This window comes from Citrobacter sp. KTE151, from assembly GCF_000398845.1.
Taxonomy (GTDB): Bacteria; Pseudomonadota; Gammaproteobacteria; order Enterobacterales; family Enterobacteriaceae; genus Citrobacter; species Citrobacter braakii.
The window spans coordinates 418622-441533 of sequence record NZ_KB976063.1 but is presented as its reverse complement, the minus strand read 5'-3'; the positions used below and the strand labels follow the sequence as shown (position 1 = coordinate 441533).

Below are 22912 nucleotides of genomic sequence, written 5' to 3'. Positions count from 1 at the left end.
ATTATTATTTTATTAGAGAGAAGAGATCGTTCAGTGATTCGCTCATGCTCGGATGAGTAAATATTTGATCGCGCAATGTCGTGTAAGGTAAACCAGCATCCATAACGGTTTTAATGATATTAATCATCTCATGAGAATCCACGCACAGCAGCGATACGCCTAATATCTGTTTCGTTTCGCGATTTACCACCGCTTTAAGTACGCCACGCGTGTCATTCATCACCCGTGCACGCGGGATAGCCGCGACAGGCAGGGTGACAACCTGGACCGCCGCGCCGCTGGCGCGAGCTTGTTCTTCTGTCATCCCCACGCGGGAAAGCGGCGGCGTCATAAAGACAGAATACGGTACGTTTTGGCGATCGCCGGTGTTACGTAATCCCTCGCCTAACAGGTTGTCGCGCACAATACGGAAGTCATCCAGCGAGATATAGGTAAATTGTAACCCCCCCGTCACATCGCCCATGGCCCAGATATTGTCTGCCGAAGTACGCAGATATTTATTCACTACAATGGCACCGCGCGCGTTGACATCCACACCCGCTTTCTGCAACTGCAGATTTTCAGTTGCCGGTTTGCGACCCGATGCCACCAGTAGCGCATCCACAGTCTGGACGCCTTGCGGCATTTGCACCTGCACCGCGCCGTCATGGGACGAAACCGCCTGCACCCTGGCATTGAGGATAATCTCAACCCCTTTGTCGCGTAAAATGTTGGCGATAGCGTCGGCAATATCCCGATCTTCGCGGGCTAAAAACAGTGGGGCGGCTTCATAAATGGTGACCTTACTGCCAAAGTTGGCAAACATTGATGCGAATTCAACACCAATATAACCGCCGCCCAAAATCCCCAAACGTTCCGGACGTTGCGTCAAATTTAACAACCCGGTGCTGTCAAACACGCCCGGTGTAGTCATTAACCCTGCCACGTTTGGCATCGTTGCCTGTGCGCCGGTATTAATAAAGATCTTTTCGCCGCTTAGCTCAATCGCACCTGTTGGCTGCACGACCCGCACCGTATGGTTATCAATGAATTCAGCACGACCTTCAATCACATCTACATTTTCCAGATCGGCAAGATTATGGAAGTTTTTATCACGCAGAAAGCTGACAACGGAGGCCTTGCGCTGCATCGCCGCAGCAAAGTCATGCTGAAGTTCAGCATCGTGTACCAGGGTTTTGGTGGGAATGCAGCCGATATTGATACATGTCCCGCCATACATGGTGTTTGACTGTTCAATAATCGCCACTCGCCAGCCCGTTTTCGCCAGGGTAGCCGCCAGCGTTTTACCCGCTTTGCCAAATCCGATAATAATCGCCTGATACTGATTCATGCTGTCTCTCCGCCATATCACTGTTCGTTTGTTGAACTGAAGTATAGGTTTAACGATGCATGAACAATGTATCCATATCGCGCAAATTACTGTCAAATCGTCTAAATAACTACGCTCTCTCTTCCACTCAACCCATCGAGGAAATAAACTAAGACCATAAATTTATTTAATAAATAATGAGTAACAGCGTTACTTCATCTCGACAAGCATCAACAAGAACTGCTCAGGAGTCTTTATGGATGCACTTAGCCGATTACTTATGCTTAACGACCCGCAGGGCTCGATTGATCAAAACTGCCTGCTGAGCAGGGACTGGCAACTGCCGCATGCGGCGGGTGAGCTGTCCGTTATCCGCTGGCATACGGTAACCCAGGGGTTTGCTCAACTGGATATGCCAGACGGAACGTCTTCTACGTTACGCCCAGGAACAATAGTCATTCTGCCTCAAAACTCCGCGCATCGGCTGTGCCAGACAGGGGAAGAACAAACGCATATTGTCTGCGGAAGCCTGCGATTGCAGGCTTCTTCACGCTATTTTTTAACCGCCCTTCCGGAAGTATTAATACTGGCACCAGAAGATGACAGTCCCATTAGCCACTGGCTGAAGGCCATGATTTCGCTGATGCAGCAGGAATACATCAACGATCTGCCTGGCTCCAACATCGTTTGCAGCCAGCAATGCGCTACGCTGTTCGCGTTAGCCGTTCGCGAGTGGCTAGCCCAGCCGACACCCGCTAAAAATGTGCTGAATTTACTGCTGCACCCAAGGCTTGGGGCCGTTGTCTTCATGATGCTGGAGTCACCGGCTTTTCCCTGGACTGTCGAAGAACTGGCAAAGCGTGCCCATATGTCGCGGGCCAGCTTTGCGCAGCTATTTCGTGAAGTCTCAAACTCCACGCCGCTGGCGGTGTTAACCGAGCTACGCCTGCAATTCGCCGCCCAGATGCTGTCACGCGGATCGCAGCCGTTGATCGTTATTGCCGAGTCGGTGGGTTACGCCAGCGAATCATCGTTTCACAAAGTCTTTTTACGGGGATTTGGCTGCACGCCGGGCGAGTACCGCAAACGCGTGAAAGCGTTGGCGGCATAACGCACCGCCTGCTTCGGCAACAAAACCGACGCAGGCGAGCGCTTCAAGGCACTACTTTTGGCTGCGATGCCTGTGCAGCCACATCAGCTTATAAGCTGCCGGAATAATAAACAGCGACAGCAATGGCGCGGTAATCATGCCGCCAATCATCGGCGCGGCAATGCGGCTCATCACTTCTGAGCCCGCCCCTGTCCCCCACAAGATTGGCAACAGGCCCGCGATAATCACCGCCACGGTCATCGCTTTCGGACGCACGCGCAGCACCGCGCCGTGATACAACGCTTCATCCAGCTTATCCGCCGTAAAGGTTTGCGGATTTTCCAGCGCAGGCTCGGCTTCAATAGCATGGCGCAAGTACATCAGCATCACTACGCCAAACTCCGCGGCAACGCCGGCCAGGGCGATAAACCCGGTTCCGGTCGCAACCGACATATGGAACCCCATCCAGTAGAGAAACCAGATCCCCCCTACCAGCGCAAAGGGCACGCTGGTAATAATCAGCAGCGCTTCACCAAAGCGACGAAAAGCCAGATAAAGCAGGACAAAGATAATCATCAGCGTCATCGGCACCATCAGTTTGAGCTTATGGCTGGCGCGTTCAAGCAGCTCGAACTGCCCGGAAAACGCCACGCTGGTCCCCGGCTTTAACTGTACGTTTTCAGCGATCGCTTTTTTCAGATCGTTCACCACCGAAACCATGTCACGGTCGCGGGCGTCGATATAAATCCAGCTGGTGGGTCGTGCATCTTCGGTTTTCAACATCGACGGACCAGAAACCACTGTCACATCTGCAACATCAGCCAGCGTGATTTGCTGCTTCATGGGTGTCAGAATGGGCAGATTACGCAGCGCTTCCGGGCTATCACGATAGCTCTGCGCATAGCGAAGGTTAATCGGATAACGTGCAATCCCTTCCACCGTTTCGCCCACCATCGCGCCTCCGACCGCGGAGGTGACAAACAGCTGTACCGCGCCAACGGTCATACCGTAGCGGGCTGCTTTCTCCCGATTAATGTCCACATTAATATAGCGCCCGCCCACCAGCCGCTCAGCCAGCGCCGAAGCGACGCCCGGCACGGTTCTGGCTACCTCTTCGATTTGTTCCGCCGTGGCGTCGATATCAGCCAGAACGTTACCTGACACCTTTATCCCAATCGGGCTTTTGATGCCGGTAGAAAGCATGTCGATACGGTTACGAATAGGCGGAACCCACAGATTCGCCAGCCCTGGCAAGCGCACGGTTTTGTCGAGTTCGGCGATGATTTTGTCCATCGTCATCCCCGGACGCCACTGATCCTGCGGCTTCAGTTGGATCGTTGTTTCGACCATTTCCAGCGGCGCGGAATCCGTTGCGGTTTCCGCCTTACCGGTTTTACCAAACACACGCGCCACTTCCGGAACGGTCATGATCAGCTTGTCGGTTTTTTGCAGCATATCCGCCGCCTGCGCCGCCGAAATCCCCGGCAGGGTTGAAGGCATATACAGTAGATCGCCTTCGTTAATCTGCGGCAGGAATTCACCACCGACTTTATTCAGCGGGTAGATAACCGTCAGTATGGAAAGCACCGCCACCAGCAGGGTGGTTTTAGGCCAATGCAGCACCTTCAACAACAGCGGATGATAAATACGGATCAGGAAACGGTTAAGCGGGTTACTGCTTTCCGCCGGTATTTTGCCACGGATCCAGAACCCCATCAGGATCGGAATGACGACAATAGCCAGAAACGCCGCGCCTGCCATGGCATACGTTTTGGTGAACGCCAGCGGGCCGAACAGTCGCCCCTCTTGCCCCTCGAGCGTGAAAATAGGGATAAACGACAAGGTGATAATCAGCAAGCTGATGAACAATGCCGGGCCGACCTCTACCGAGGCATCGGTAATGACCTTCCAGCGCGTTGCGTTATCCAGTTTTTCATCCGGATGCTGATGTCCCCACTCTTCGAGCCGCTTATGGGCGTTTTCAATCATCACGATCGCGGCATCGACCATCGCCCCGACGGCAATGGCAATGCCCCCAAGCGACATGATATTGGCGTTCAGCCCCTGGAAATGCATCACGATAAACGCGATACACAGTCCCAGCGGCAGGGAAATAATCGCTACCAGCGCCGAACGCAGATGCCACAGGAACAGCGCGCATACCAGCGCAACAACGATAAACTCTTCCAGCAGCTTATAGCTCAGGTTATCAATAGCGCGATCGATGAGCTGACTGCGATCGTATGTTGTAACTACCTCAACGCCTTCCGGCAGGCTGCTTTTCAGCGTGTCGAGTTTGGCTTTGACGGCGGAGATCACTTCACGCGCATTTTTACCGGAACGCAGAATTACCACCCCGCCCGCCACTTCGCCTTCGCCATTCAGTTCGGCGATCCCACGGCGCATTTCCGGCCCAATCTGCACACGCGCGACATCGCGCAGATAAACAGGTACACCGTCGGCCCCTGTTTTCAGGACGATATTATTGAAGTCATCAAGCGTTTGTAGATACCCACTGGCACGGACCATATATTCCGCTTCAGCCATCTCTACAGACGAGCCGCCCGCCTCCTGATTCGACGTATCCAGTGCAGATTTCACCTCCGCCAGGCTGATGCCATATTGCGTCAGCTTCATCGGGTCGATAACAACCTGGTACTGTTTAACCACGCCGCCTACCGAGGCCACCTCTGCCACGTTCGGAATCGTTTTTAACTCATACTTTAAAAACCAGTCCTGAAGAGTTCGTAACTCTGCCAGATCGTGTTTACCGCTGCGATCGACCAGCGCATATTCAAAGATCCAGCCGACGCCCGTGGCGTCCGGTCCCATCTCCGCGCTAACCCCTGCCGGTAATTTCCCCTGAACCTGGTTGAGATACTCCAGTACGCGCGAGCGCGCCCAGTAAGGATCGGTGCCATCTTCGAAAATGACGTACACATAGGAATCACCAAACTGCGAGAAACCACGCACGGTCTTCGCGCCCGGTACCGACAGCATGGTGGTGGTCAGCGGGTAAGTCACCTGATTTTCGACGATTTGCGGCGCCTGCCCTGGATAGCTGGTTTTGACGATCACCTGAACATCAGAGAGATCGGGCAACGCATCAACTGGGGTATTAATGATGGTCCAGGTTCCCCAGATACTGAGAAACAGCGCCCCCATCATCACCAGAAAACGGTTTGCCACCGAACGGCGGATAATCCATTCAATCATTTATCATGTCCTCAGTGTGAATGGGTCGCCTGGGCTGGCTTTGCGGATGCGTCTTGCGCACCACTGTTCTGCGCGCGCATACGGTCCAGTGCGCCAGAGATATTCGCCTCGGAATCAATCAGGAACAGACCACTGGACACCACTTTTTCACCTTCAGTCAGGCCTGAGCGGATAGCCGTCAGCCCTTGAGATTCATGGAATACCGCAACCTGCTTCGGTACAAATCGACCTTCGTTATCGACGGTGATCACCCGTTGCTCGGTGCCTGTATCAATCAACGCCTTTGAGGGGATCAGCAGCATCGGTTCACTTTGCGCTTTCAGTTGCAGGTAAGCATTCATCCCCGGCTTGAGCGCCTCATCAGGGTTATTGACCTGCAAACGGATCTGCAGCGTACGCGTGGAGGCATCGACACTAGGTAAGATATTCCACTTGCTAATGGTGAAAGGCTTATCCGGCCAGGCGGGCACGGTGATGGTAAATTGCGAGGCGTCTTTGATCAGCCAGGCGATAGATTCCGGGACCGACGCGCTGACCCATACCGGGTCCATCCCCTGAATTTTCGCAACCACATTGTCTTTGGAAATGTTCATGCCGGTACGCAAATCGAATGCGGTAATCACCCCATCAATAGGGGCTTTCAGGGTAAAGCGGGTCTGAATTTTACGCGTCGATTTTAAGCGCTGAATATCCGCTTCCGGCATACCGGCCAGACGTAATCTCTCCAGAATCCCTTCCACCTGTGTCGCGCTGCCGCCGGTCTCCCGCAGTAACAAATATTCGCTCTGCGCCTCAACCCAGTCGGGAATCGTCAGATCGATAAGCGGCGCACCTTGCTTAATTTTGTCGCCCACGGTTAGCGGGTAAACCTTTTCGATAAAGCCTGCGGAGCGAGCCTGGACAATAACAAACTGGTATTCGTTATAGCTAACGTTAGCCGGGAAAGTTTGCGCATAGTGCAGCGGGCCACGGCGCACAGGTTCTGTTTTCAGACCCAAATTTTGGGTCTGAGTAGGATCGATACGCACGCCAGGCGCTGACGCGCTCGCGGTCTCTTCATCGGCATATTTCGGGATCAGATCCATATCCATAAACGGTGATTTACCCGGCTTATCAAAGCGCGTGTTCGGGTACATGGGGTCATACCAGAACAACACTTTTCTGGCTTCTTTTTGCGAAGCCTGCCCGGTTTCAGCCGTTACGTTTGCTGATGAATAATAAGTATAAATACCGACAGAAATAACCCCAACGACAATCATGCCAGCGAGAATAAGCGCGGTATTTTTAATATTTAAAGACGCCATAGTGATTTCCATTGCGCGATAGTCTCACCCGAATTTCGAAGAATCCGGGCAAGAATAAAAGAGACCAGCGAGAACGTTATTTACTGATGTGAATATCGCGTAACACAGAGATATTTCCCTGCTGAACAAACGTAAACGCAACCTTATCGCCGGGTTTAATATCGTCAGCCTTGGTGTCGGCAACCCGCGTAAAACGCATCGTCATGGCAGGCCAGTTCACCGCGGGAATGGGATCATGCTTGATCGTGATTTTTTTACTTTCTTTATCAATAGCTTCAATCACCCCGGTGGCGCTAATGACGTCTTCCTGTTGGGCCGCTGGCTGCATGTTCATCATCTCGCCATGCTGATGCTCATTGGCCTGAGCGTTAAACATGACCACAGAGAAAAAGCTAAACAACACGGCTTTGGCGGTAGTATTCATACTTGATGCTCCTGAAAAGTTAATATTAAGGATTACTCCACCCAACCGCCGCCTAAGGCAGCAAACAGCTTAATTTCATTAACCTGTTGGGCGTAATTAAGATCGAGCAGCGATTGCTGCGTAGAGAATAAAGAACGTTCAGCGTCCAGTACTTCGATGTAGCTAACCGCACCATTTTGATAAAGCGCTCTGGCGCGTTGTAAGGTGATTTGCAATGACGTCAGGTAGCGCTGCTGACCACTAATTTGATCGGCAATGCTTTGGCGCAACACCAGCGCATCCGCCACCTCTTTAAACGCGTTCTGAATTTTTTGTTCGTAATTCACCACCGACTGCTGTTGGCGAATTTCAGCGAGGTCGAGATTGGACTGATTACGTCCGGCGTTAAAAATGGGAATATCTATTTTGGGGACAAAATTCCACATGCCGCTGGTCGCATTAAATAAGCTGGAGAGATCGCTGCTGCTGCTGGAAACCGAACTGGTCAAGGTAATCGACGGGAAAAACGCTGCCCGTGCGGCGCCGATATTGGCATTCGCCGCCATTAATCCGTGTTCAGCTTCCAAAATATCCGGGCGCTGCAACAGGATTTGCGACGAGAGCGATGGCGGCAGCGTTACTGGTTTAATATCCCCGCTGCTGCGCATCTGGTCGTTGGGTAATTTCCCGTACGTACCCAGCAACAGTTGCAGCGCGTTGTTCGCCTGCGCCAGTTCACCTTTACGCTTCGCGATTTCGCTGCGCGTGCTTTCAATCACGCCCCGCGCCTGTTCCAGCGCCAGTACGTTGGTGCTTCCGGTCAGCAACTGCTTCTCAACAAAAGCGTAAGAACGCTGATAGTTTTGCAGCGTTTCTTCGGCAATTTGCAGTTGTGCATAAGCCAGACGCTGATTGAAATAACTTTGCGATACGTTGGAGATTAATGAGATGTGTACCGCCCGACGCGCCTCTTCGCTGGCAAAGAAATTCTGTCGCTCAGCTTCACTCATATTTTTCAGCCGACCAAAGAAGTCCAGATCGAAACTGAGATTGAGTCCAGCTTCGAATTCACGATCGGTGCTGCTATCACCTTTTAATTTGCCGCTGTAAGTACCGCTGAAACCTGCCGTGATTTGCGGATAGCGGTCAGCGTCCGTGACGCCATATTGCGCTTTCGCTTCCTGAACTTTTAGCACTGCCATACGTAAATCGCGGTTATTGACCAGCGCCTCGCCAATCAGCGCCTTTACCTGAGAGTCAACGAAGAAGCTCCGCCAGCCCGTGTCCTGATATCCCACCGGTGCAGAAACCAGGGCATTCTGGCTTAAGGAGAATTGCTGCGGCACAGGCAATGTCGGACGCTGATAGTCCGGCGCCAATGAACAACCGGCGAGAACGAATACAGCGCTGAGGGTAAGAAGCTTAAATTTGCTCATAGTTCTTCTCGTCCTGACCGGACTGATGGCCCTAAAAAATGTAGGAATTTATAGCGTTGTACTTTAACGAAGTGACTCTGTTTAAGCGGTGACAGGAAAATGACAAAACTGTCATTTTCCCAATAACCGATTGCTATCCGATCCCGCTTCCCTAGAATTGAAAGTCCGCACAACCCGTGTGAGAAGGAGAATGCGATGAAGGTGTTGATAGTCGAAGATGAGAAAAAAACCGGTGAATACCTGACGAAAGGCCTGACGGAAGCGGGTTTTGTCGTGGATTTAGCGGATAACGGCCTGAACGGGTACCACCTGGCGATGACCGGCGATTACGACCTGCTCATACTCGACATCATGCTGCCGGATGTAAACGGCTGGGATATCGTACGGATGCTGCGTTCCGCTAACAAAGGGATGCCCATTCTTCTCCTCACCGCGCTGGGTACCATCGAACATCGGGTTAAAGGTCTGGAATTAGGCGCTGATGATTATCTGGTCAAACCGTTCGCCTTCGCCGAACTGCTGGCGCGGGTCAGAACGCTGCTGCGCCGCGGGGCGGCGGTGATTGTCGAAAGCCAGTTTCAGGTCGCGGATTTAATGGTCGATCTGGTCAGCAGAAAAGTCACCCGCAGCGGGACGCGTATTACCCTGACCAGCAAAGAGTTTACGCTGCTTGAGTTTTTCCTGCGTCATCAAGGGGAAGTTTTACCCCGCTCACTGATCGCTTCCCAGGTCTGGGATATGAATTTTGACAGCGATACCAATGCCATCGACGTCGCCGTTAAGCGTCTGCGCGCCAAAATTGATAACGATTTTGAGCCGAAACTGATTCAGACCGTACGCGGCGTGGGATATATGCTTGAGGTTCCTGATGCCCAGTAAACGATGGCGGCGCCCTTTTTCGCTGGCGACACGACTGACCTTTTTTATCAGTCTGGCGACGATCGCTTCATTTTTCGCCTTTGCATGGATAATGATCCACTCCGTGAAGGTCCATTTCGCCGAGCAGGACATCAATGATTTACAAGAGATCAGCGCCACGCTGGAGAGGATTATTAACCAACCCAACGAGCCGGAATCACGCCGTCTGGAAACGCTAAAAAACGTGGTTGAGGGCTACTCGAACGTCATTATTTCTCTGGAAGACAGTAAGCAGAAAGCCATTTTTCATTCGCCAAATGCGCCGGATCTCCGGCAATTTATCGCCAGCGCAAGACCGGATAAAAATGCCCATGCCAGCGATGTTTTTATTATATCCGGCCCAACACTGCAAACGTCCAAACATATTCACGGACAAAAAACGTCGTCTAACTGGCGAATGATTCGCCTACCGGTAGGAAAGCTGACTGATGGAAAAGCGGCGTATACGCTGTATCTGGCGTTATCGATCGATTTTCATCTGCACTATATTAACGACCTGAAAAACAAACTGATTATGACGGCATCGCTGATTAGCATGATGATTGTATTTATCGTGCTGTTCGCTGTGTATAAAGGCCATGAACCGATCCGTAATGTCAGTCGGCGCATCCAAAATATCACCTCAAAAGATCTTGATGTGCGCCTCGATCCGCAAGCGGTCCCTATTGAACTGGAACAACTGGTAAGTTCGTTTAATCACATGATCGAACGCATCGAGGATGTATTTAAACGTCAGTCGAACTTCTCGGCAGATATTGCCCATGAGATCCGCACGCCAATAACCAACCTGGTCACACAAACGGAAATTGCGCTCAGCCAAACCCGTAGCCAAAAAGAGCTGGAAGACGTGCTGTATTCCAATCTTGAAGAGTTTGGTCGTATGTCGAAAATGGTAAGCGACATGCTGTTTCTGGCGCAGGCAGACAACAATCAGCTTATCCCGGAAAAGACAGCGCTTAATCTGGCCGATGAGGTTGGTAAAGTGTTCGACTTTTTCGAAGCCTGGGCAGAAGAGCGCGAGGTGGGCTTACGTTTTGAAGGACGCGCATGCTGGGTTTCAGGCGATCCGTTAATGCTACGCCGGGCAATGAGTAATCTGCTTTCAAATGCCATGCGCTACACGCCAAAAGGCGAGTCGGTAACCGTGCGGGTGAAAGAGGCGGATGGCCTGGTCCAGATAGTCGTGGAAAATCCCGGCCCCCCCATTCCCCCACAGCATCTATCGCGGCTATTTGATCGTTTTTATCGGGTTGACCCTTCGCGACAGCGTAAAGGCGAAGGCAGCGGTATTGGCCTGGCGATTGTGAAATCGATTGTTATCGCCCATCAGGGGAAAGTCTCGGTGACATCCGATCAGCTTGCCACCCGATTTATTCTGACGCTGCCCAAGCATGCGATGTAATTTATGGTAATGGCGTTTATACCTTAAACAATTCGAGTTGCAGGAAGGCGGCAAGAGAGGTAATCCCCGGTCACTTACTTAAGTAAATGACTGGGGTGAACGAGCGCAGCCAGCGCATATGCAGCTTGAAGTATGAACGATATATATCATCACCGATTCTCTGACATAACCGTCATAGTCCTGTCACGCCGCTGACAGCCCTCATCAATTATAATTTCTTCCGTAAACCCAAACAGGAGAAATATGATGAATAAGATATCCTCTTTTTTCGCTATCGCGTTTTTTATTTCAGCTGGCGTTAATGCGGCAGACACACCCAAAATGCATCAGCAGGCCGCAGCAGCCCATGAAATGATGAATAACAGCAGTGCCCCTGCACATCAACAAATGGCGCAAGAACACGTCGCACAGACGAATAATTCAACGTCAACGCCATCCCAGGCTCGCCCCTTTTCACAAATGAATAAACATGAAAAAGCGATGGTCGTTCATCAGTCAGTGAATAACGGTCATTCATATGCTCATGAGGTTCAGGCCAGGCAGCACCGTGCACAGATCCCCGCGCAAGGGTAACGTTGTCCTGTGTTGAATAAAATGTCCATCAATACGCTATGTATGAATATTGCGGACAAAACGCGCCACGCAGGCCTGTACATTTACAAGCCTGCGTTCCTGCCGTTAATGTCAATATTAATATTTCTTTAAACACTTCATTAAAAAGTAAATATAATTAAGCGTTTTATCTCACTTGTATAAACTACGTAATTCACCTGCTTGTAATGTTGCATATTACAGCCCCCACACCCTCACCATTAATATAAATTAGGATTCCCCCTGGTATGCGTCATTAATATTTAATGGGAGACTGCCGTCGTCGTAAACATGACATTCGAACAGTTCGTATTCCTATAAATAAACTTAATGATGATAGTGAGCAAAAAAATGAAAAAACGTCTGCTGACCCTCTTTGTCCTCGGCCTGACAACGGCCACAACAGCATGCGCAATTACCCCGGCAATGCAGAAAAAGTATGAACATTCAGGTTGTACACAAATGAGTGAACTCAATGGCTGCGATATCAATAAATCCTCTCAGTGGAACCGCGATCATGGCTTTATTGAGAACGGCAACAGCCAGCAGAGCCGTCATCATCGTCATGGTGAAGAGCAGCAAAATACCGCTGACCGGGATAACCACGATAATGCCGATATTTACGGCAAATTCAGCGGAAATTACGTAGCCAAATTTGCCAATGGTCAACGCAGCGTTGATATTCACGTCGAGGGTTCCAGCGTGTACGTCAATGGTAATGAAGTGCGTGACGTAAATACCTATCAGGATACGATGACCTTCCGTGTCGGCTATGCCACTTACACCATTAAAACGAATGGTCGCGGTAGCTGGAATGACAGCGATGCCGGGAATGCTGGCAAAATTGTGCGCGAGTAACGGATACCGCCACAATGAAAAAACTGATTTCCACGTTGGTTATTATGGCTAGTCTGTCGGGCTGTGCCGAACATCCTTATCTTTCTGCAGCCGCTGCTGGTATTGGGGCCGCAGCAGTTGCCACGGCGATCGCTAATCACAAAAACCGTGAAGCCAACCGTGATAAAGAGCATGAACGCCAGGAGCGCGAGCAAAGGAAGAACCAGCATGCGTGGCGGCATAGTCACCATCACTCCGATGATGACGGCCATTACTATCACCGCTAAGTCAGCACAAAGAGCGCTGCGATCACAGCGCTCTCAACGGTCATGTATTACAGTATGCCGTTTTAATACTGGAGTCAGGCATGGCATTAACCCTCACGGTATTGCTTGAAAACAGGCGCGCTGCGAGCGCAGATAAATCATTACGGGTAAAGCCTGGATTAAGTCTGTTAGTTCAGGATGAAACCACCACCATACTATTTGATACCGGCCCGGACGACAGCTTCATACTTAATGCCGCGCAAATGGGCGTAGACCTGACGCAATTGACCGCCGTGGTTCTTTCGCACGGCCATTACGATCACTGTGGCGGCGTGCCATGGCTGGCGAATAACAGTCGTATCATTTGCCATCCCCAAATAGCCTGCGAACGGTACGCCTCAATAACCCTGGCGGGAACGCCAAGAAAAATAAAAAAACTCTCGCGTGATAACGACTACTCTCGACTAATCATGGAATATACCCGTGAACCGTTGGCGATCAGCGATCGATTTTTGTGGTCCGGGGAAATTAGTGTCGCCACTCCACAGGCCTATGGCGTTATTAGCGAGAAAACACCTCAACCGGATTACATCAGCGACGAAGGCGTATTGATCTATAAATCTGATCGCGGGTTAGTCATCATTACCGGATGCGGGCATCGGGGAATAGAGAATATCGTACGCCATTGCCAAAACATCACCGGCGTTAACCAAATTTACGCCCTCGTCGGTGGGTTCCATTTACGCACCGCCTCCCCTGCTAAGCTATGGCGAACCCGACAATTTATTAAGCAACAACAACCAGAAAAACTACTCGGCTGTCATTGCACCGGTTCGTGGGGTCGATTGTGGCTACCGGGAACTGACGCCCCGGCAACGGGAGATGTGATTGTGTTGGCAGAGTAACGGCGATAAGACATTGCCATACCAGCAATAAAAAGCGGGAGCCTTACGGCCCCCGCTTTTCAACCATCATTACAGAGTGACGATTGCTGGCTCATCAAAGACGGTGAGTTTTGGCGCTTCGCCGGTGAATTTCTCTGCGTATACCAGGCTGGTATTCCCCGCACAGCCATTCGCCAGCCTTGAGGTTGGGATATCCGCCGTCAGCACGTTCGCGCCGCCATTTTTGCAGATACCGTTCTCAATATCTGGCCATGCGCCTTCATGGATACAGATAATTCCCGGTTTGATACCGTCACTGATGTGTGCCCCCACCAGCACCTGTCCACGCGCGTTCCATACGCGTACCAGATCGCCTTCGGCAATACCTCTGGCTTTCGCATCATCCGGGTGAATCGTTACCGGCTCACGATTGGCAATCGCGTACTCTTTGCGCAGCGAAGCGTAGTTCAACTGACTATGCAGACGATGTGCCGGGTGCGCCGTCAGCAGCTGCAGTTGATCTTTATCCGCAGTTCCTTTCCATTCGTCGGGTTCAATCCATGACGCATGCGGCGGACAATCTTTGTATTGATAGCCTTCAATCGTTTTTGAGTAGATTTCTATCTTACCGCTCGGCGTTCCAAGCGCATTCATCACCGGATCGCTGCGGAAATCCGCGTAGCGTACATATTTGTTATTCTTTTCATTCTCACGCATTTCGATCAGTTTGTTTTGCTGCCAAAACGCGTTGAACTGAGGCATGGCGATACGCTGGGCGCGGGCGGCTTTTTGTGCGGCATCATAGAACTGCTTCAGCCACGCCATTTCATCTTTGCCCTCGGTGTAGACCGCCTTACCGCCAGGCTTGAGCATCTCCGCCAGATCGGCAAATACGTCAAAATCACTGCGTGCTTCAAACTGCGGCTCAATGACCTGCTTCATCGGCACCAGATGTTGGTTACTGTAATCACCGGTCATGGTCAGATCGTTGCGCTCAAACGACGTGGTTATCGGCAGGACTATATCGGCATGTTTGGCCGCTGCGGTCCAGTAGCACTCAGAGATGACAACCAGTTCAGGCTTCTGCCAGGCTTTGATTAAACGGTTAGTATCCTGATGATGGGTAAAGTTAGCGCCGCCCGCCCACCAGATCATTTTGATATCCGGGAAGGTTTGCTCTTTACCGTTATGCTGATATTTGCCGCCTGGATTTTCCAGCGCTTCGACAATTCGCGCTACCGGCAGGCTGATCACCGCATCGGAAACCGCCCAGTCGTTACCCGCAGATGACCCACCCTCAATTTGGGCGGAGATGGCTGGCAATACTCCCCCGGTACGCGTTGGGTTACCGCCGTTGGAATAGTGATAAGAGAACCCGAAACCACCGCCTTCGGTACCAATTTGCCCCAGCATCGCCGCCAGAGTCACCAGCATCCAGTGTTTTTGCTCACCGTATTGCTGGCGCTGAATCCCCCAACCCGCCATGAGCATGGTTTTATTGCTGGAGAAAATTTCCGCCAGCTTCTCCAGTTGCTCCGCAGGCACGCCGCACACGCCGGAAGCCCACTCGGCGGTTTTCTCTATTTTGTCGCTCTTGCCGAGCAAATACTCTTCAAACTGCGGATATCCAGTGGTGTATTTTTCCAGGAAGGCTTTGTCATGGAGATTTTTCTTCACCAGCGTATGGGCGATCCCTAACATCATCGCCACATCGGTCCCCATATGTGGCGCAATCCAGGTCGCATTATCACCAAAGAACTCAATGGTTTCGGAACGCATCGGATCGATGGCGATGACGCTTTTCCCTGATTTCTTCAGCAGATTAAAGTATTCAATCCCCTGTTCATCCGTGCTGCTCCAGGCAATCTTGAGGGTATTGAGCGGGTTCATCCCCCACAGCACCACGACCTGACTGTGCTCAAGCACCATCGGCCAGGTGGTTTGCTGCTCATAGACTTCAACCGATCCCACAACGTAAGGCATGATCACCTGCGCGGCACCGGTTGAATAATCTCCGGTATGACCTGCGTAACCACCGGCCATGCTCATATAGCGTTGCAGTAAGGTTTGCGCTTTATGCAGAACGCCGCTGGAGCGCCAGCCATAAGAACCAGCAAATATCGAAGCCGGGCCATAGCTGCTACGGATCCGGCTATGCTGCTCATGTATCAGTTTCAGTGCCTGCTCCCAGCTAACCCGCACGAAAGGATCGCTTCCACGTTTACCATCCGCATTACCCGGGTTTTCCAGATAGCTTTTGCGCACCATCGGATATTTTACGCGGATATTGGTATGGACCTGATCCGGCGCGGTTTGCTGTAACGAGTTCGGCACCGTTTTAGGCAACGCGCCTTTTGAGGAAACCACTTTGCCATCTTTTACTTCCACGTATACCGCGCCCCAACGCGCTGCCGTCAGAATCGCTCCGCCATTTTGGCCTTCGGCCCAGGCCGGCATTGGGATCACCGAAGAAATCGCCATTGTCCCGGTTGCCGCGCCAGCCGTCTTAATAAAGTCACGTCTTGTGAGTTTCATGATTTCTCCTGATTTATCGCTTATTTGTTCATGTCTTTAGCGTTGTACTGGAAGTAACGGCTCAGGATATCCAGTTCGTTTTCACTGATATTGGTGCGAGCGCCCATCCCTTTTGCTACTGAAGGCCAGGCGTTGAGCGTGAAATGATTCGCCGGAATTGGCGCATGGCAGCCCGCGCAGTACACATTGTCGAGTTTGCGTGCGTAATCCCACATCGGTTCACGGCTGGCGAGAGCGGAACCGCTCCATTCACCCTGCAGCACGACATCTCGCCACACATTGCCGTAATCATCTTTTTTCCAGTCGGAGAGGATCTTCAGCGATTGCTGACCTTTTTCACTCAGGCTGGCAAGAATCAAACGCTGTCCTGCCGCGTAGTAAATGACCTGTTCATTTCCCTGCATCTGGCTACCGCGAATCTCGACCTGTCGCGTATTGTCCGTTGTTTTCAGAACCTGCATTTTTGTTGCCGGGTAAACGGTTCCCAAATCGCCCAGCGCGGTGTTGCTTACGGCATAAAGCTCTGTTGCCGAAGCAGGGGTGGAGGCGGACTGCGCTTCAAGCCCTTTGAGCGCGCTGTCATCCATTTTTATTTCAGGTGGGAAATGGGCGACGCCTTTGTGGCAATCAATACAGGTTTGCTTTTCCTCAATGCCCATTTTGTGCATTTTCTGGGCCTCCGCGCTTTGTGCGGCAAGATCCATCGCGTCCATGCTGTGACAGCTACGGCAGGTCGCAGAATCGCTCGCTTTTAGCTGTGCCCAGACGGTTTGCGCCATCTCCAGACGGTGTTCTTCAAATTTTTCTGGGGTATCGATTTTTTTGGTTATGAACTGATGATAAACATCTTTTGAGGCCCGCAGTTTAGCCACCAGATAATCCAGGCCGCCCTGGGGGATATGACAATCAGCACACTCTGCACGAATACCTTTCTGATTCTGAAAGTGAACCGAACCGGTATATTCCTCATACGGTGCCTGCATCGTATGACACGACAAACAGAATTCCGTGCTTGAGGTTTTGTGCAACGTCCATTGCCCTGCCAAAACGATAACAGTACCAAGAACAATGCACAGCAGCATCGTCCCGAGGATGGTTTTATTTATTTTTCTCATCTTTTATTCCCACAAGATGAATACCCTTTAATAGGTAGGCAATAATTACCCTAACGCGGCTACTTATTGATATTCATCAAACGCAGAGGGAAATGAGAATCAGCATGTGGGTAAGTTTGAAGGCGCTCGCATAATTAATACGAACGAAATTAAATATAAAATACCTTTTTAAATTCAGATAATTAAACCAAATCCAAGGTTTAATTAACCATTAATTATGGAAACGTCAGAATAAAAGTTTGGTGAGTGCTGAATGGCATTAAAATTATGCCCTTGGCAATAGCCGCTATATAATAAAATATATAATGAAAAAACATAAAAACGAACCCTTTTCTATTACGAGATAACACGTATTAATGAAGATACCCCTCTTGTGGTTGTGCTCAGATATACATTCACGACAAGACTTGTGACACACACCTATCATTGACGCGCATTTATGCATGCAACCTTGATCTGGTCACTTATTATACAGATTCGATTTTCGCTACACTCTGGGTAGAGGTAAACAAACAGGAGGTAGTGAATATGTATCGCTCAATTCTGGTGCCCATTGATATCTCTGAAACCGATTTAACCCGCCATGTTGTTCCACAGGTCCTGGCGCATGCCAAAACCGCTAAGGTCCACTTTTTAGCCGTTATTCCTACCGTTCCGTTCTATGCCTCGCTGGGGCTGGCTTACTCAACAGAATTCCCGGACAGAAGCGGTCTGCAGGCCAAGGCCAGCGAAAAACTCGAAGAGATTATTAAGCAGTTCAATATTCCTGCAGGCAGGAGTCAGACTCACGTCGTTTACGGCCCGCCGAAGGATCAGATCCTCAAACTGGCGGAGGCGGTAGACGCTGAGCTTATTGTTATTGCCTCACATAAGCCTGGTTTTAGCACTTATCTGCTGGGTTCAACGGCGGCTGCCGTAGTACGCCATGCAAAATGTCCCGTGCTGGTTGTGCGGTGATAGGGTCAAAATTGGGGCGAATTTGCACTAACGTTTATAAGTTAAGCATTCTTGAGAACATGTGATGCTTGCTCAGGGTTCCGTTCACCTCAGTGGTAAATGTAGCAATATACCGGAGGCAACAGATTCATTGCCTCCGGATGTCCCACTCTCAGTTACTCATTACGGCCATTCATTTTAGTTAAAATGACAAGCATTAGAGCGAATGCATTCCCGTTGTTCTATGGCTTAGGCCATCACTCAGTTCTGAATATCCAGCCTGACCAGTGCCAGCAACAGCTGACTCAGCGCGCCATAGAAACCAAAGTCATCATAGCGGCGGCATTTGGCGGTGAATTCCGGTAACCAGCGTAACAGCCCCGCCAGCGTTTCTCTGCGCAGCGCATCAATACGCTGGCGGCTAAGCCCGGACTCTCCCAGAGAAAAATGCAGATGACTCAGCAGTTCGATAAAAATTGCCAGATGATCGGCTGACTCGCTAAACGTTTCGCTTACCTGCATACCAGCATCGGCTAACAATCGTTTAATGACCCCGTAATTCGGCCCTCCTTCAAGGTGGGCCGACGCATAGGGTAACGCCGCGTGTTTTTCCGACATCAGAAACAGGCTACAAAAATCAGCCGCCAGTTCGAGGGTTGCGTCCTCACGCACCTGAAGCGCAGCAATTTTCTCCTCCAGCTGAAGGACTTCCGCTTCAAGCGACGGTTCACCTTTTAGCACCGCGAACCACTCAGCCATTTCGCTGGACTGCAAAAGTGCCAGGCTGTCATCGTCCCGTTCCCGGGAAAACAACTGCGCCAGCCAGGCGTAAACGCAGGCCATCTGTTCTGTTGTAAGGGAAGAGTGTTTTATCATGACGATACCTTCTCCGCCGGAACATATTCGCACTGCGCCACCATTTTTATCGGGCCGCTAAACGCCGTCACGTTATCCACCTTGCCGGTATATTTCTCAATTTCCACCAGCGTGGTATGAGCGCTGGTCGCCTGCGCCAGTTGAGACGTACCGATATCGATTGTTAATACGTTTGGATTGCCGTATTTACACAGCGCCCCAGTTTCTCCGCCGTTATCAGGGTCGTACCAGGCACCTTCATGAATACGCGCCACGCCTGGCGAGTAGAGATCGGAGACAACCGCCCCGGCCAGTACTTGTCCACGTGCGTTAAAGACACGGACAATATCACCGTTGCGAATCCCCCTGACGCTGGCATCCTGCGGGTTGATAAACACCGGCTCTTTACCACTTACCGCATAATGCTTACGCAGCGCTTCAGATTCACAAAGCTGCGAGTGCAGACGGAAATCAGGGTGAACAGATTGCAGATGCAGTGGCCAACGCTGCGACCCGGGTCCACCATGTGAGCGTTCGATTTTCTCAAACCACATCGGATGCCCCTGGCAGTCGTCATACTGCATACCGGCAATGGTTTTCGAGAAAATTTCGATCAATCCGCTCGGCGTGCCCAGCGGCTCAAGATCGGGGTCTTCGCGGAATGCCTGATGACGTACAAACATCTGCGGATGTTCGAACTCAACGTACTCTTGCTGATTCCAGAAAACGTCAAAAGCGGGGAGATGAACGCCGCGCCCTTTCCCCTGCTGGCTTCCTTCCTGCCAGATCCGTTTCAGCCAACCCATCTCATCCAGCCCTTCGGTAAAGGCTTCTTCACGATTAAAGCGGCGGCAGAGATCGCGGAAAATATCGAAATCATTACGTGCTTCAAATTGCGGCTGCACCAACTGTTTCATGGCGATAATGCCGCGGTTGGAGTGGTTGCCATACTGGTCAAGATCGTTACGCTCAAACTGGGTCGTCGCGGGCAATACGATGTCAGCGAATCGACAGGTCGAGGTCCACTGATTATCGATGGCGATAACGGTTTCCAGCTTACGCCAGCCCTCAATAATACGATTGATCTGCTGGTGACGATGGAAAGGGTTGGTCCCGGCAAAAACGCACATCTTCAATGGCGGCAACTTGACGGTTTTGCCGTTCCAGTTAATTTGTTTACCCGGCTCAAGAATCGCATCGATAAAACGCGCGATCGGGATGGTGCTGCTGTACCCCTTATAATCAGTGCTGTCATGCACAGGAGGTACGGTGGTGGAGCCAGAAAAACCGCTCAGGATAATCCCTTTGCGGCTTGGCGTGCCCGCGCCGTTGTAGTGCCAGCCAAAGCCGAAGCCACCGCCGGGTAAGCCGATTTGTCCAAGCATTGAGGCCAGCACCACGATCATCCACGCCCACTGTTCCCCGTGCTGCATACGCTGGACGCACCAGCCGGCAATAATCTGCGTTCTTCCGCCCGCCATTTGCCGCGCCAGTTCACGAATCGTATCGGCATCAATCCCGCATATTTTTTCCGCCCACTGGGCATCTTTAGGCTGTCCGTCACTTTCCCCCAGCAGATAAGGCAGAAACTGCTCAAACCCTACGCAGTAGTTATCGAGAAAATGCTTATCGTAGAGCTTCTCGGTATAAAGCGTGTGCGCCAGCGCCAGCTGTAGCGGCACATCGGCCTGCGGATTCACAGCGACGTGTTTAACCTTGTCGCGGCCCAGGTAGTCGTGCGTCGAGGTGATGACCGGATCAACACTGATAACCGAGATCTCGCCGCGCGCCACTTTTTCTTTCAGTTGTTCGTAGTATTCATAAACATCATGATCCGGGCACCACCAGTTCGCCTGCTGGTTTTTAATCAGGTCGGAACCCCACAACACAATCGTTTTGCTGTTTTTCAGCACCAGCGGCCATGAGGTCTGCTGTTCATATACCTCCATTGACCCGACCACGCGGGGCAGAATCACCTGGGCAGCACCAGTGGAATAGTCGCCCCCGGTACTTACGCTGTTGCCGTGCAGCGCAATGGCGCGCGCCAGCATCCCCGAGGCGTTATGGAACATGCCGGTTGATTGCCAACCGCTGGCCGTCAGCAGCGCGCTCGGGCCATAGGTCTTCTGAATTCGCTCCAGCTCCTGATAGAAGAAGTCCAGCGCTTCATCCCACGAAACGCGCACAAAGCGGTTATCTCCACGCTGCGTGGTATCGCTCTGATGGCGTTTACGCAACCAGTCGACGCGGACCATTGGATAGCGAATACGCGCCCCGCCATGCACGTGATCCGGCAGTCCGGCGATCATTTTTGACGGGTACTTATCACGCTCAAACGGTTTGGCTTCAATAAAACGCCCATCAACCACGGTGGCGCGGATTGCCCCCCAGTGAGATCCGGTCAGGATCCCCTCTTTGACGCCAGTTCCCTGCACCTCTGCGGCGTTGGCGCTGCGCGGTGTGAGCAGCGAAGGTCCTAACATACCAGCGACGGTCAAGCCGCCCAACTGCAGTAGAAAACGACGGCGAGATGCCTGAAAGAGATCGTTATTTTTCATTGCTTTCTCCCTTATCGCCATGCGGCTTGTCCGTGGTGTCAGAGGCATTCATCTGCAGATATTTCAGTAAGGTACGTTCTTCACGTTTATCCAGACTGGTAAATCCAATCATGCCGTTCAACGTGCCAATCCAGCCGTTGGCGTCAAAGTGTTCTTTCTCAGGTGCGCCGTGGCACTGGTTACAGGTTCCGTTATAGAGCGAGTCGGCATAAGCCCAGATTGGCTTAATGTCGTTAACCATATCGCCCTTCTGCATCCAGGCGGTGGCCTGCAGCTTGCTCCACTGCGTGTTCGTTTCCGCGACGGTCGTTTGCTCCAGGGTTTTCACGTGCTGCTGGATGTCGCCACGAATGGAGGCCACAAAAATGCGTTTACCTGGCAATTGCGCCAGCACGCGCTGACGCCCGTTACTCTCGGTCCAGCCCACAATCTCAATTTGCAGCCAGTCGCCGTCACGCTTTAACACTTTTACTTCAGAAGCAGGCAGCAGTGAGCCCGCAGGTTCTTTATCCCCTTTGGCGGCATAAATAGGTTTGATGTCCAGGGAATAGAGCGTATCGCCATCGTCGTTTGCGTTGGCGCGTAATTGGTCAAACTGCTTGCGGAAACCGCTGCTCATATCGGGAAGCTGATGCGCAATACCTTTATGGCAGTCAATACAGGATTGATTGTCCTTGGCCGCAATCTTCATCTGACGCGCAGCTTCAGGATGCTGTTTCGCGTGATCCATCGCATCATAGTTATGACAGGAACGACAGGTCGCGGAGTTGTTCTCCTTCATTCGCGCCCATTCGCGCTCCGCCAGCTCGGCACGTTTGGCTTCGAATTTCTCAGGAGTATCAATAGAGTGGGCAACAAAGGTCTGGTAAATATCGTTGCTGGCCTCCAGCTTACGTTTCACCATGCCAGGGATATCGGATGGAATGTGGCAATCATGACACTCTGCGCGTACCCCGGAGGCATTCTGAAAATGCGCAGACTGTTTATATTCTTCATAAACCGGCTGCATGCTGTGGCAGCTCACGCAAAATTCGGTTGAACTGGTTAATTTAATGCCAACGTGCGGTAAGACGATCAGCGCGATACCGACCACCATCCCGATGACGACCAGCGCCAACACTGACCAACGTGCGCTCGGTCTGAGCAGCGCCCTCCATAGTTTCCGCATAATAGCCCCTGTAAATATATGGTTTAGTTACAAAGGATCTTATTTCGCAAATGTGAACGGCAACACTGGTCAGGATGAATGGCTTACGG

General features: G+C 51.5%; 18 protein-coding genes. 8 read left to right on the top strand and 10 right to left on the bottom strand.

Annotated features, from left to right (window positions below):
• Positions 1-4: 4 nt before the first annotated feature.
• Entirely contained in the window at positions 5-1330 is a 1326-nt protein-coding gene (rclA, locus tag WC7_RS19230; protein ID WP_016152155.1) for a reactive chlorine resistance oxidoreductase RclA, read from the bottom strand.
• A gap of 235 nt (positions 1331-1565) precedes the next feature.
• Here rclA and rclR point away from each other — a divergent pair, with 235 nt between their 5' ends.
• Entirely contained in the window at positions 1566-2420 is an 855-nt protein-coding gene (rclR, locus tag WC7_RS19235; protein ID WP_016152154.1) for a reactive chlorine-specific transcriptional regulator RclR, read from the top strand.
• A 51-nt stretch (positions 2421-2471) separates the two neighbouring features.
• Here the strand turns inward: rclR and WC7_RS19240 are convergent, their stop codons facing one another.
• The 4 genes from WC7_RS19240 to WC7_RS19255 all read right to left on the bottom strand — a co-directional run bounded on the left by WC7_RS19240 (position 2472) and on the right by WC7_RS19255 (position 8758).
• Positions 2472-5615 (bottom strand): CusA/CzcA family heavy metal efflux RND transporter, encoded by a 3144-nt coding sequence (locus WC7_RS19240; RefSeq protein WP_016152153.1) that lies wholly within the window; start codon positions 5613-5615, stop codon positions 2472-2474.
• A gap of 11 nt (positions 5616-5626) precedes the next feature.
• Positions 5627-6919, bottom strand: a complete 1293-nt coding sequence (locus WC7_RS19245; RefSeq protein WP_016152152.1) for an efflux RND transporter periplasmic adaptor subunit — start codon at positions 6917-6919, stop codon at positions 5627-5629.
• 76 nt (positions 6920-6995) lie between these two features.
• A complete protein-coding gene (gene cusF / locus WC7_RS19250) occupies positions 6996-7343 on the bottom strand; it encodes a cation efflux system protein CusF (protein WP_016152151.1) in 348 nt (115 codons plus the stop codon).
• A gap of 32 nt (positions 7344-7375) precedes the next feature.
• Positions 7376-8758 (bottom strand): efflux transporter outer membrane subunit, encoded by a 1383-nt coding sequence (locus tag WC7_RS19255; RefSeq protein ID WP_016152150.1) that lies wholly within the window; start codon positions 8756-8758, stop codon positions 7376-7378.
• A gap of 195 nt (positions 8759-8953) precedes the next feature.
• Here WC7_RS19255 and cusR point away from each other — a divergent pair, with 195 nt between their 5' ends.
• The 6 genes from cusR to WC7_RS19285 all read left to right on the top strand — a co-directional run bounded on the left by cusR (position 8954) and on the right by WC7_RS19285 (position 13677).
• A complete protein-coding gene (gene cusR, locus WC7_RS19260; RefSeq protein ID WP_016152149.1) occupies positions 8954-9637 on the top strand; it encodes a copper response regulator transcription factor CusR in 684 nt (227 codons plus the stop codon).
• Positions 9627-11078 (top strand): Cu(+)/Ag(+) sensor histidine kinase, encoded by a 1452-nt coding sequence (locus WC7_RS19265; protein ID WP_016152148.1) that lies wholly within the window; start codon positions 9627-9629, stop codon positions 11076-11078. The genes cusR and WC7_RS19265 overlap by 11 nt, the downstream gene beginning before the upstream one ends.
• Before the next feature lie 246 nt (positions 11079-11324).
• A complete protein-coding gene (locus WC7_RS19270; RefSeq protein WP_016152147.1) occupies positions 11325-11651 on the top strand; it encodes a hypothetical protein in 327 nt (108 codons plus the stop codon).
• Positions 11652-12020: 369 nt separating this feature from the next.
• Positions 12021-12527, top strand: a complete 507-nt coding sequence (locus WC7_RS19275) for a hypothetical protein (protein ID WP_016152146.1) — start codon at positions 12021-12023, stop codon at positions 12525-12527.
• Positions 12528-12541: 14 nt separating this feature from the next.
• Positions 12542-12793, top strand: coding sequence for a membrane lipoprotein lipid attachment site-containing protein (locus WC7_RS19280; RefSeq protein ID WP_016152145.1), 252 nt, complete (start codon positions 12542-12544; stop codon positions 12791-12793).
• An 80-nt stretch (positions 12794-12873) separates the two neighbouring features.
• The gene (locus WC7_RS19285; RefSeq protein ID WP_016152144.1) at positions 12874-13677 is read left to right on the top strand and encodes an MBL fold metallo-hydrolase; all 804 of its coding nucleotides are present in this window, start codon (positions 12874-12876) and stop codon (positions 13675-13677) included.
• A 69-nt stretch (positions 13678-13746) separates the two neighbouring features.
• On the opposite strand, the gene WC7_RS19290 is transcribed toward WC7_RS19285, so the two are convergent.
• Positions 13747-16191 carry a trimethylamine-N-oxide reductase 2 gene (locus WC7_RS19290; protein ID WP_016152143.1) on the bottom strand — a complete coding sequence of 815 codons (2445 nt, stop codon included), beginning with the start codon at positions 16189-16191 and terminating at the stop codon, positions 13747-13749.
• Between the two features lie 20 nt (positions 16192-16211).
• On the bottom strand, positions 16212-17306 hold the full coding sequence (locus WC7_RS19295; RefSeq protein ID WP_016152142.1) for a NapC/NirT family cytochrome c: 1095 nt from the start codon (positions 17304-17306) through the stop codon (positions 16212-16214).
• A gap of 528 nt (positions 17307-17834) precedes the next feature.
• Here WC7_RS19295 and uspF point away from each other — a divergent pair.
• Entirely contained in the window at positions 17835-18263 is a 429-nt protein-coding gene (gene uspF / locus WC7_RS19300; protein WP_016152141.1) for a universal stress protein UspF, read from the top strand.
• A 240-nt stretch (positions 18264-18503) separates the two neighbouring features.
• Here the strand turns inward: uspF and torD are convergent, their stop codons facing one another.
• The 3 genes from torD to torC are packed head-to-tail and all read right to left on the bottom strand — an operon-like array spanning position 18504 to position 22823.
• Positions 18504-19118: a molecular chaperone TorD gene (gene torD, locus WC7_RS19305; RefSeq protein ID WP_016152140.1), complete on the bottom strand. Its 615-nt coding sequence runs from the start codon at positions 19116-19118 to the stop codon at positions 18504-18506.
• Complete coding sequence (gene torA, locus WC7_RS19310) at positions 19115-21655, bottom strand: trimethylamine-N-oxide reductase TorA (protein WP_016152139.1); 2541 nt, start codon at positions 21653-21655, stop codon at positions 19115-19117. The genes torD and torA overlap by 4 nt, the downstream gene beginning before the upstream one ends.
• Positions 21645-22823 carry a pentaheme c-type cytochrome TorC gene (gene torC / locus WC7_RS19315; protein ID WP_016152138.1) on the bottom strand — a complete coding sequence of 393 codons (1179 nt, stop codon included), beginning with the start codon at positions 22821-22823 and terminating at the stop codon, positions 21645-21647. Before torC ends, torA begins: the two co-directional genes overlap by 11 nt.
• Positions 22824-22912: the final 89 nt, after the last annotated feature.

Excerpts from the sequence above, each read along its gene's own strand:
- rclA (WP_016152155.1), bottom strand. The coding sequence starts at position 1,330 with ATGAATCAGTATCAGGCGATTATTATCGGATTTGGCAAAGCGGGTAAA.
- rclR (WP_016152154.1), top strand. The coding sequence starts at position 1,566 with ATGGATGCACTTAGCCGATTACTTATGCTTAACGACCCGCAGGGCTCG.
- WC7_RS19240 (WP_016152153.1), bottom strand. The coding sequence starts at position 5,615 with ATGATTGAATGGATTATCCGCCGTTCGGTGGCAAACCGTTTTCTGGTG.
- WC7_RS19245 (WP_016152152.1), bottom strand. The coding sequence starts at position 6,919 with ATGGCGTCTTTAAATATTAAAAATACCGCGCTTATTCTCGCTGGCATG.
- cusF (WP_016152151.1), bottom strand. The coding sequence starts at position 7,343 with ATGAATACTACCGCCAAAGCCGTGTTGTTTAGCTTTTTCTCTGTGGTC.
- WC7_RS19255 (WP_016152150.1), bottom strand. The coding sequence starts at position 8,758 with ATGAGCAAATTTAAGCTTCTTACCCTCAGCGCTGTATTCGTTCTCGCC.
- cusR (WP_016152149.1), top strand. The coding sequence starts at position 8,954 with ATGAAGGTGTTGATAGTCGAAGATGAGAAAAAAACCGGTGAATACCTG.
- WC7_RS19265 (WP_016152148.1), top strand. The coding sequence starts at position 9,627 with ATGCCCAGTAAACGATGGCGGCGCCCTTTTTCGCTGGCGACACGACTG.
- WC7_RS19270 (WP_016152147.1), top strand. The coding sequence starts at position 11,325 with ATGAATAAGATATCCTCTTTTTTCGCTATCGCGTTTTTTATTTCAGCT.
- WC7_RS19275 (WP_016152146.1), top strand. The coding sequence starts at position 12,021 with ATGAAAAAACGTCTGCTGACCCTCTTTGTCCTCGGCCTGACAACGGCC.
- WC7_RS19280 (WP_016152145.1), top strand. The coding sequence starts at position 12,542 with ATGAAAAAACTGATTTCCACGTTGGTTATTATGGCTAGTCTGTCGGGC.
- WC7_RS19285 (WP_016152144.1), top strand. The coding sequence starts at position 12,874 with ATGGCATTAACCCTCACGGTATTGCTTGAAAACAGGCGCGCTGCGAGC.
- WC7_RS19290 (WP_016152143.1), bottom strand. The coding sequence starts at position 16,191 with ATGAAACTCACAAGACGTGACTTTATTAAGACGGCTGGCGCGGCAACC.
- WC7_RS19295 (WP_016152142.1), bottom strand. The coding sequence starts at position 17,306 with ATGAGAAAAATAAATAAAACCATCCTCGGGACGATGCTGCTGTGCATT.
- uspF (WP_016152141.1), top strand. The coding sequence starts at position 17,835 with ATGTATCGCTCAATTCTGGTGCCCATTGATATCTCTGAAACCGATTTA.
- torD (WP_016152140.1), bottom strand. The coding sequence starts at position 19,118 with ATGATAAAACACTCTTCCCTTACAACAGAACAGATGGCCTGCGTTTAC.
- torA (WP_016152139.1), bottom strand. The coding sequence starts at position 21,655 with ATGAAAAATAACGATCTCTTTCAGGCATCTCGCCGTCGTTTTCTACTG.
- torC (WP_016152138.1), bottom strand. The coding sequence starts at position 22,823 with ATGCGGAAACTATGGAGGGCGCTGCTCAGACCGAGCGCACGTTGGTCA.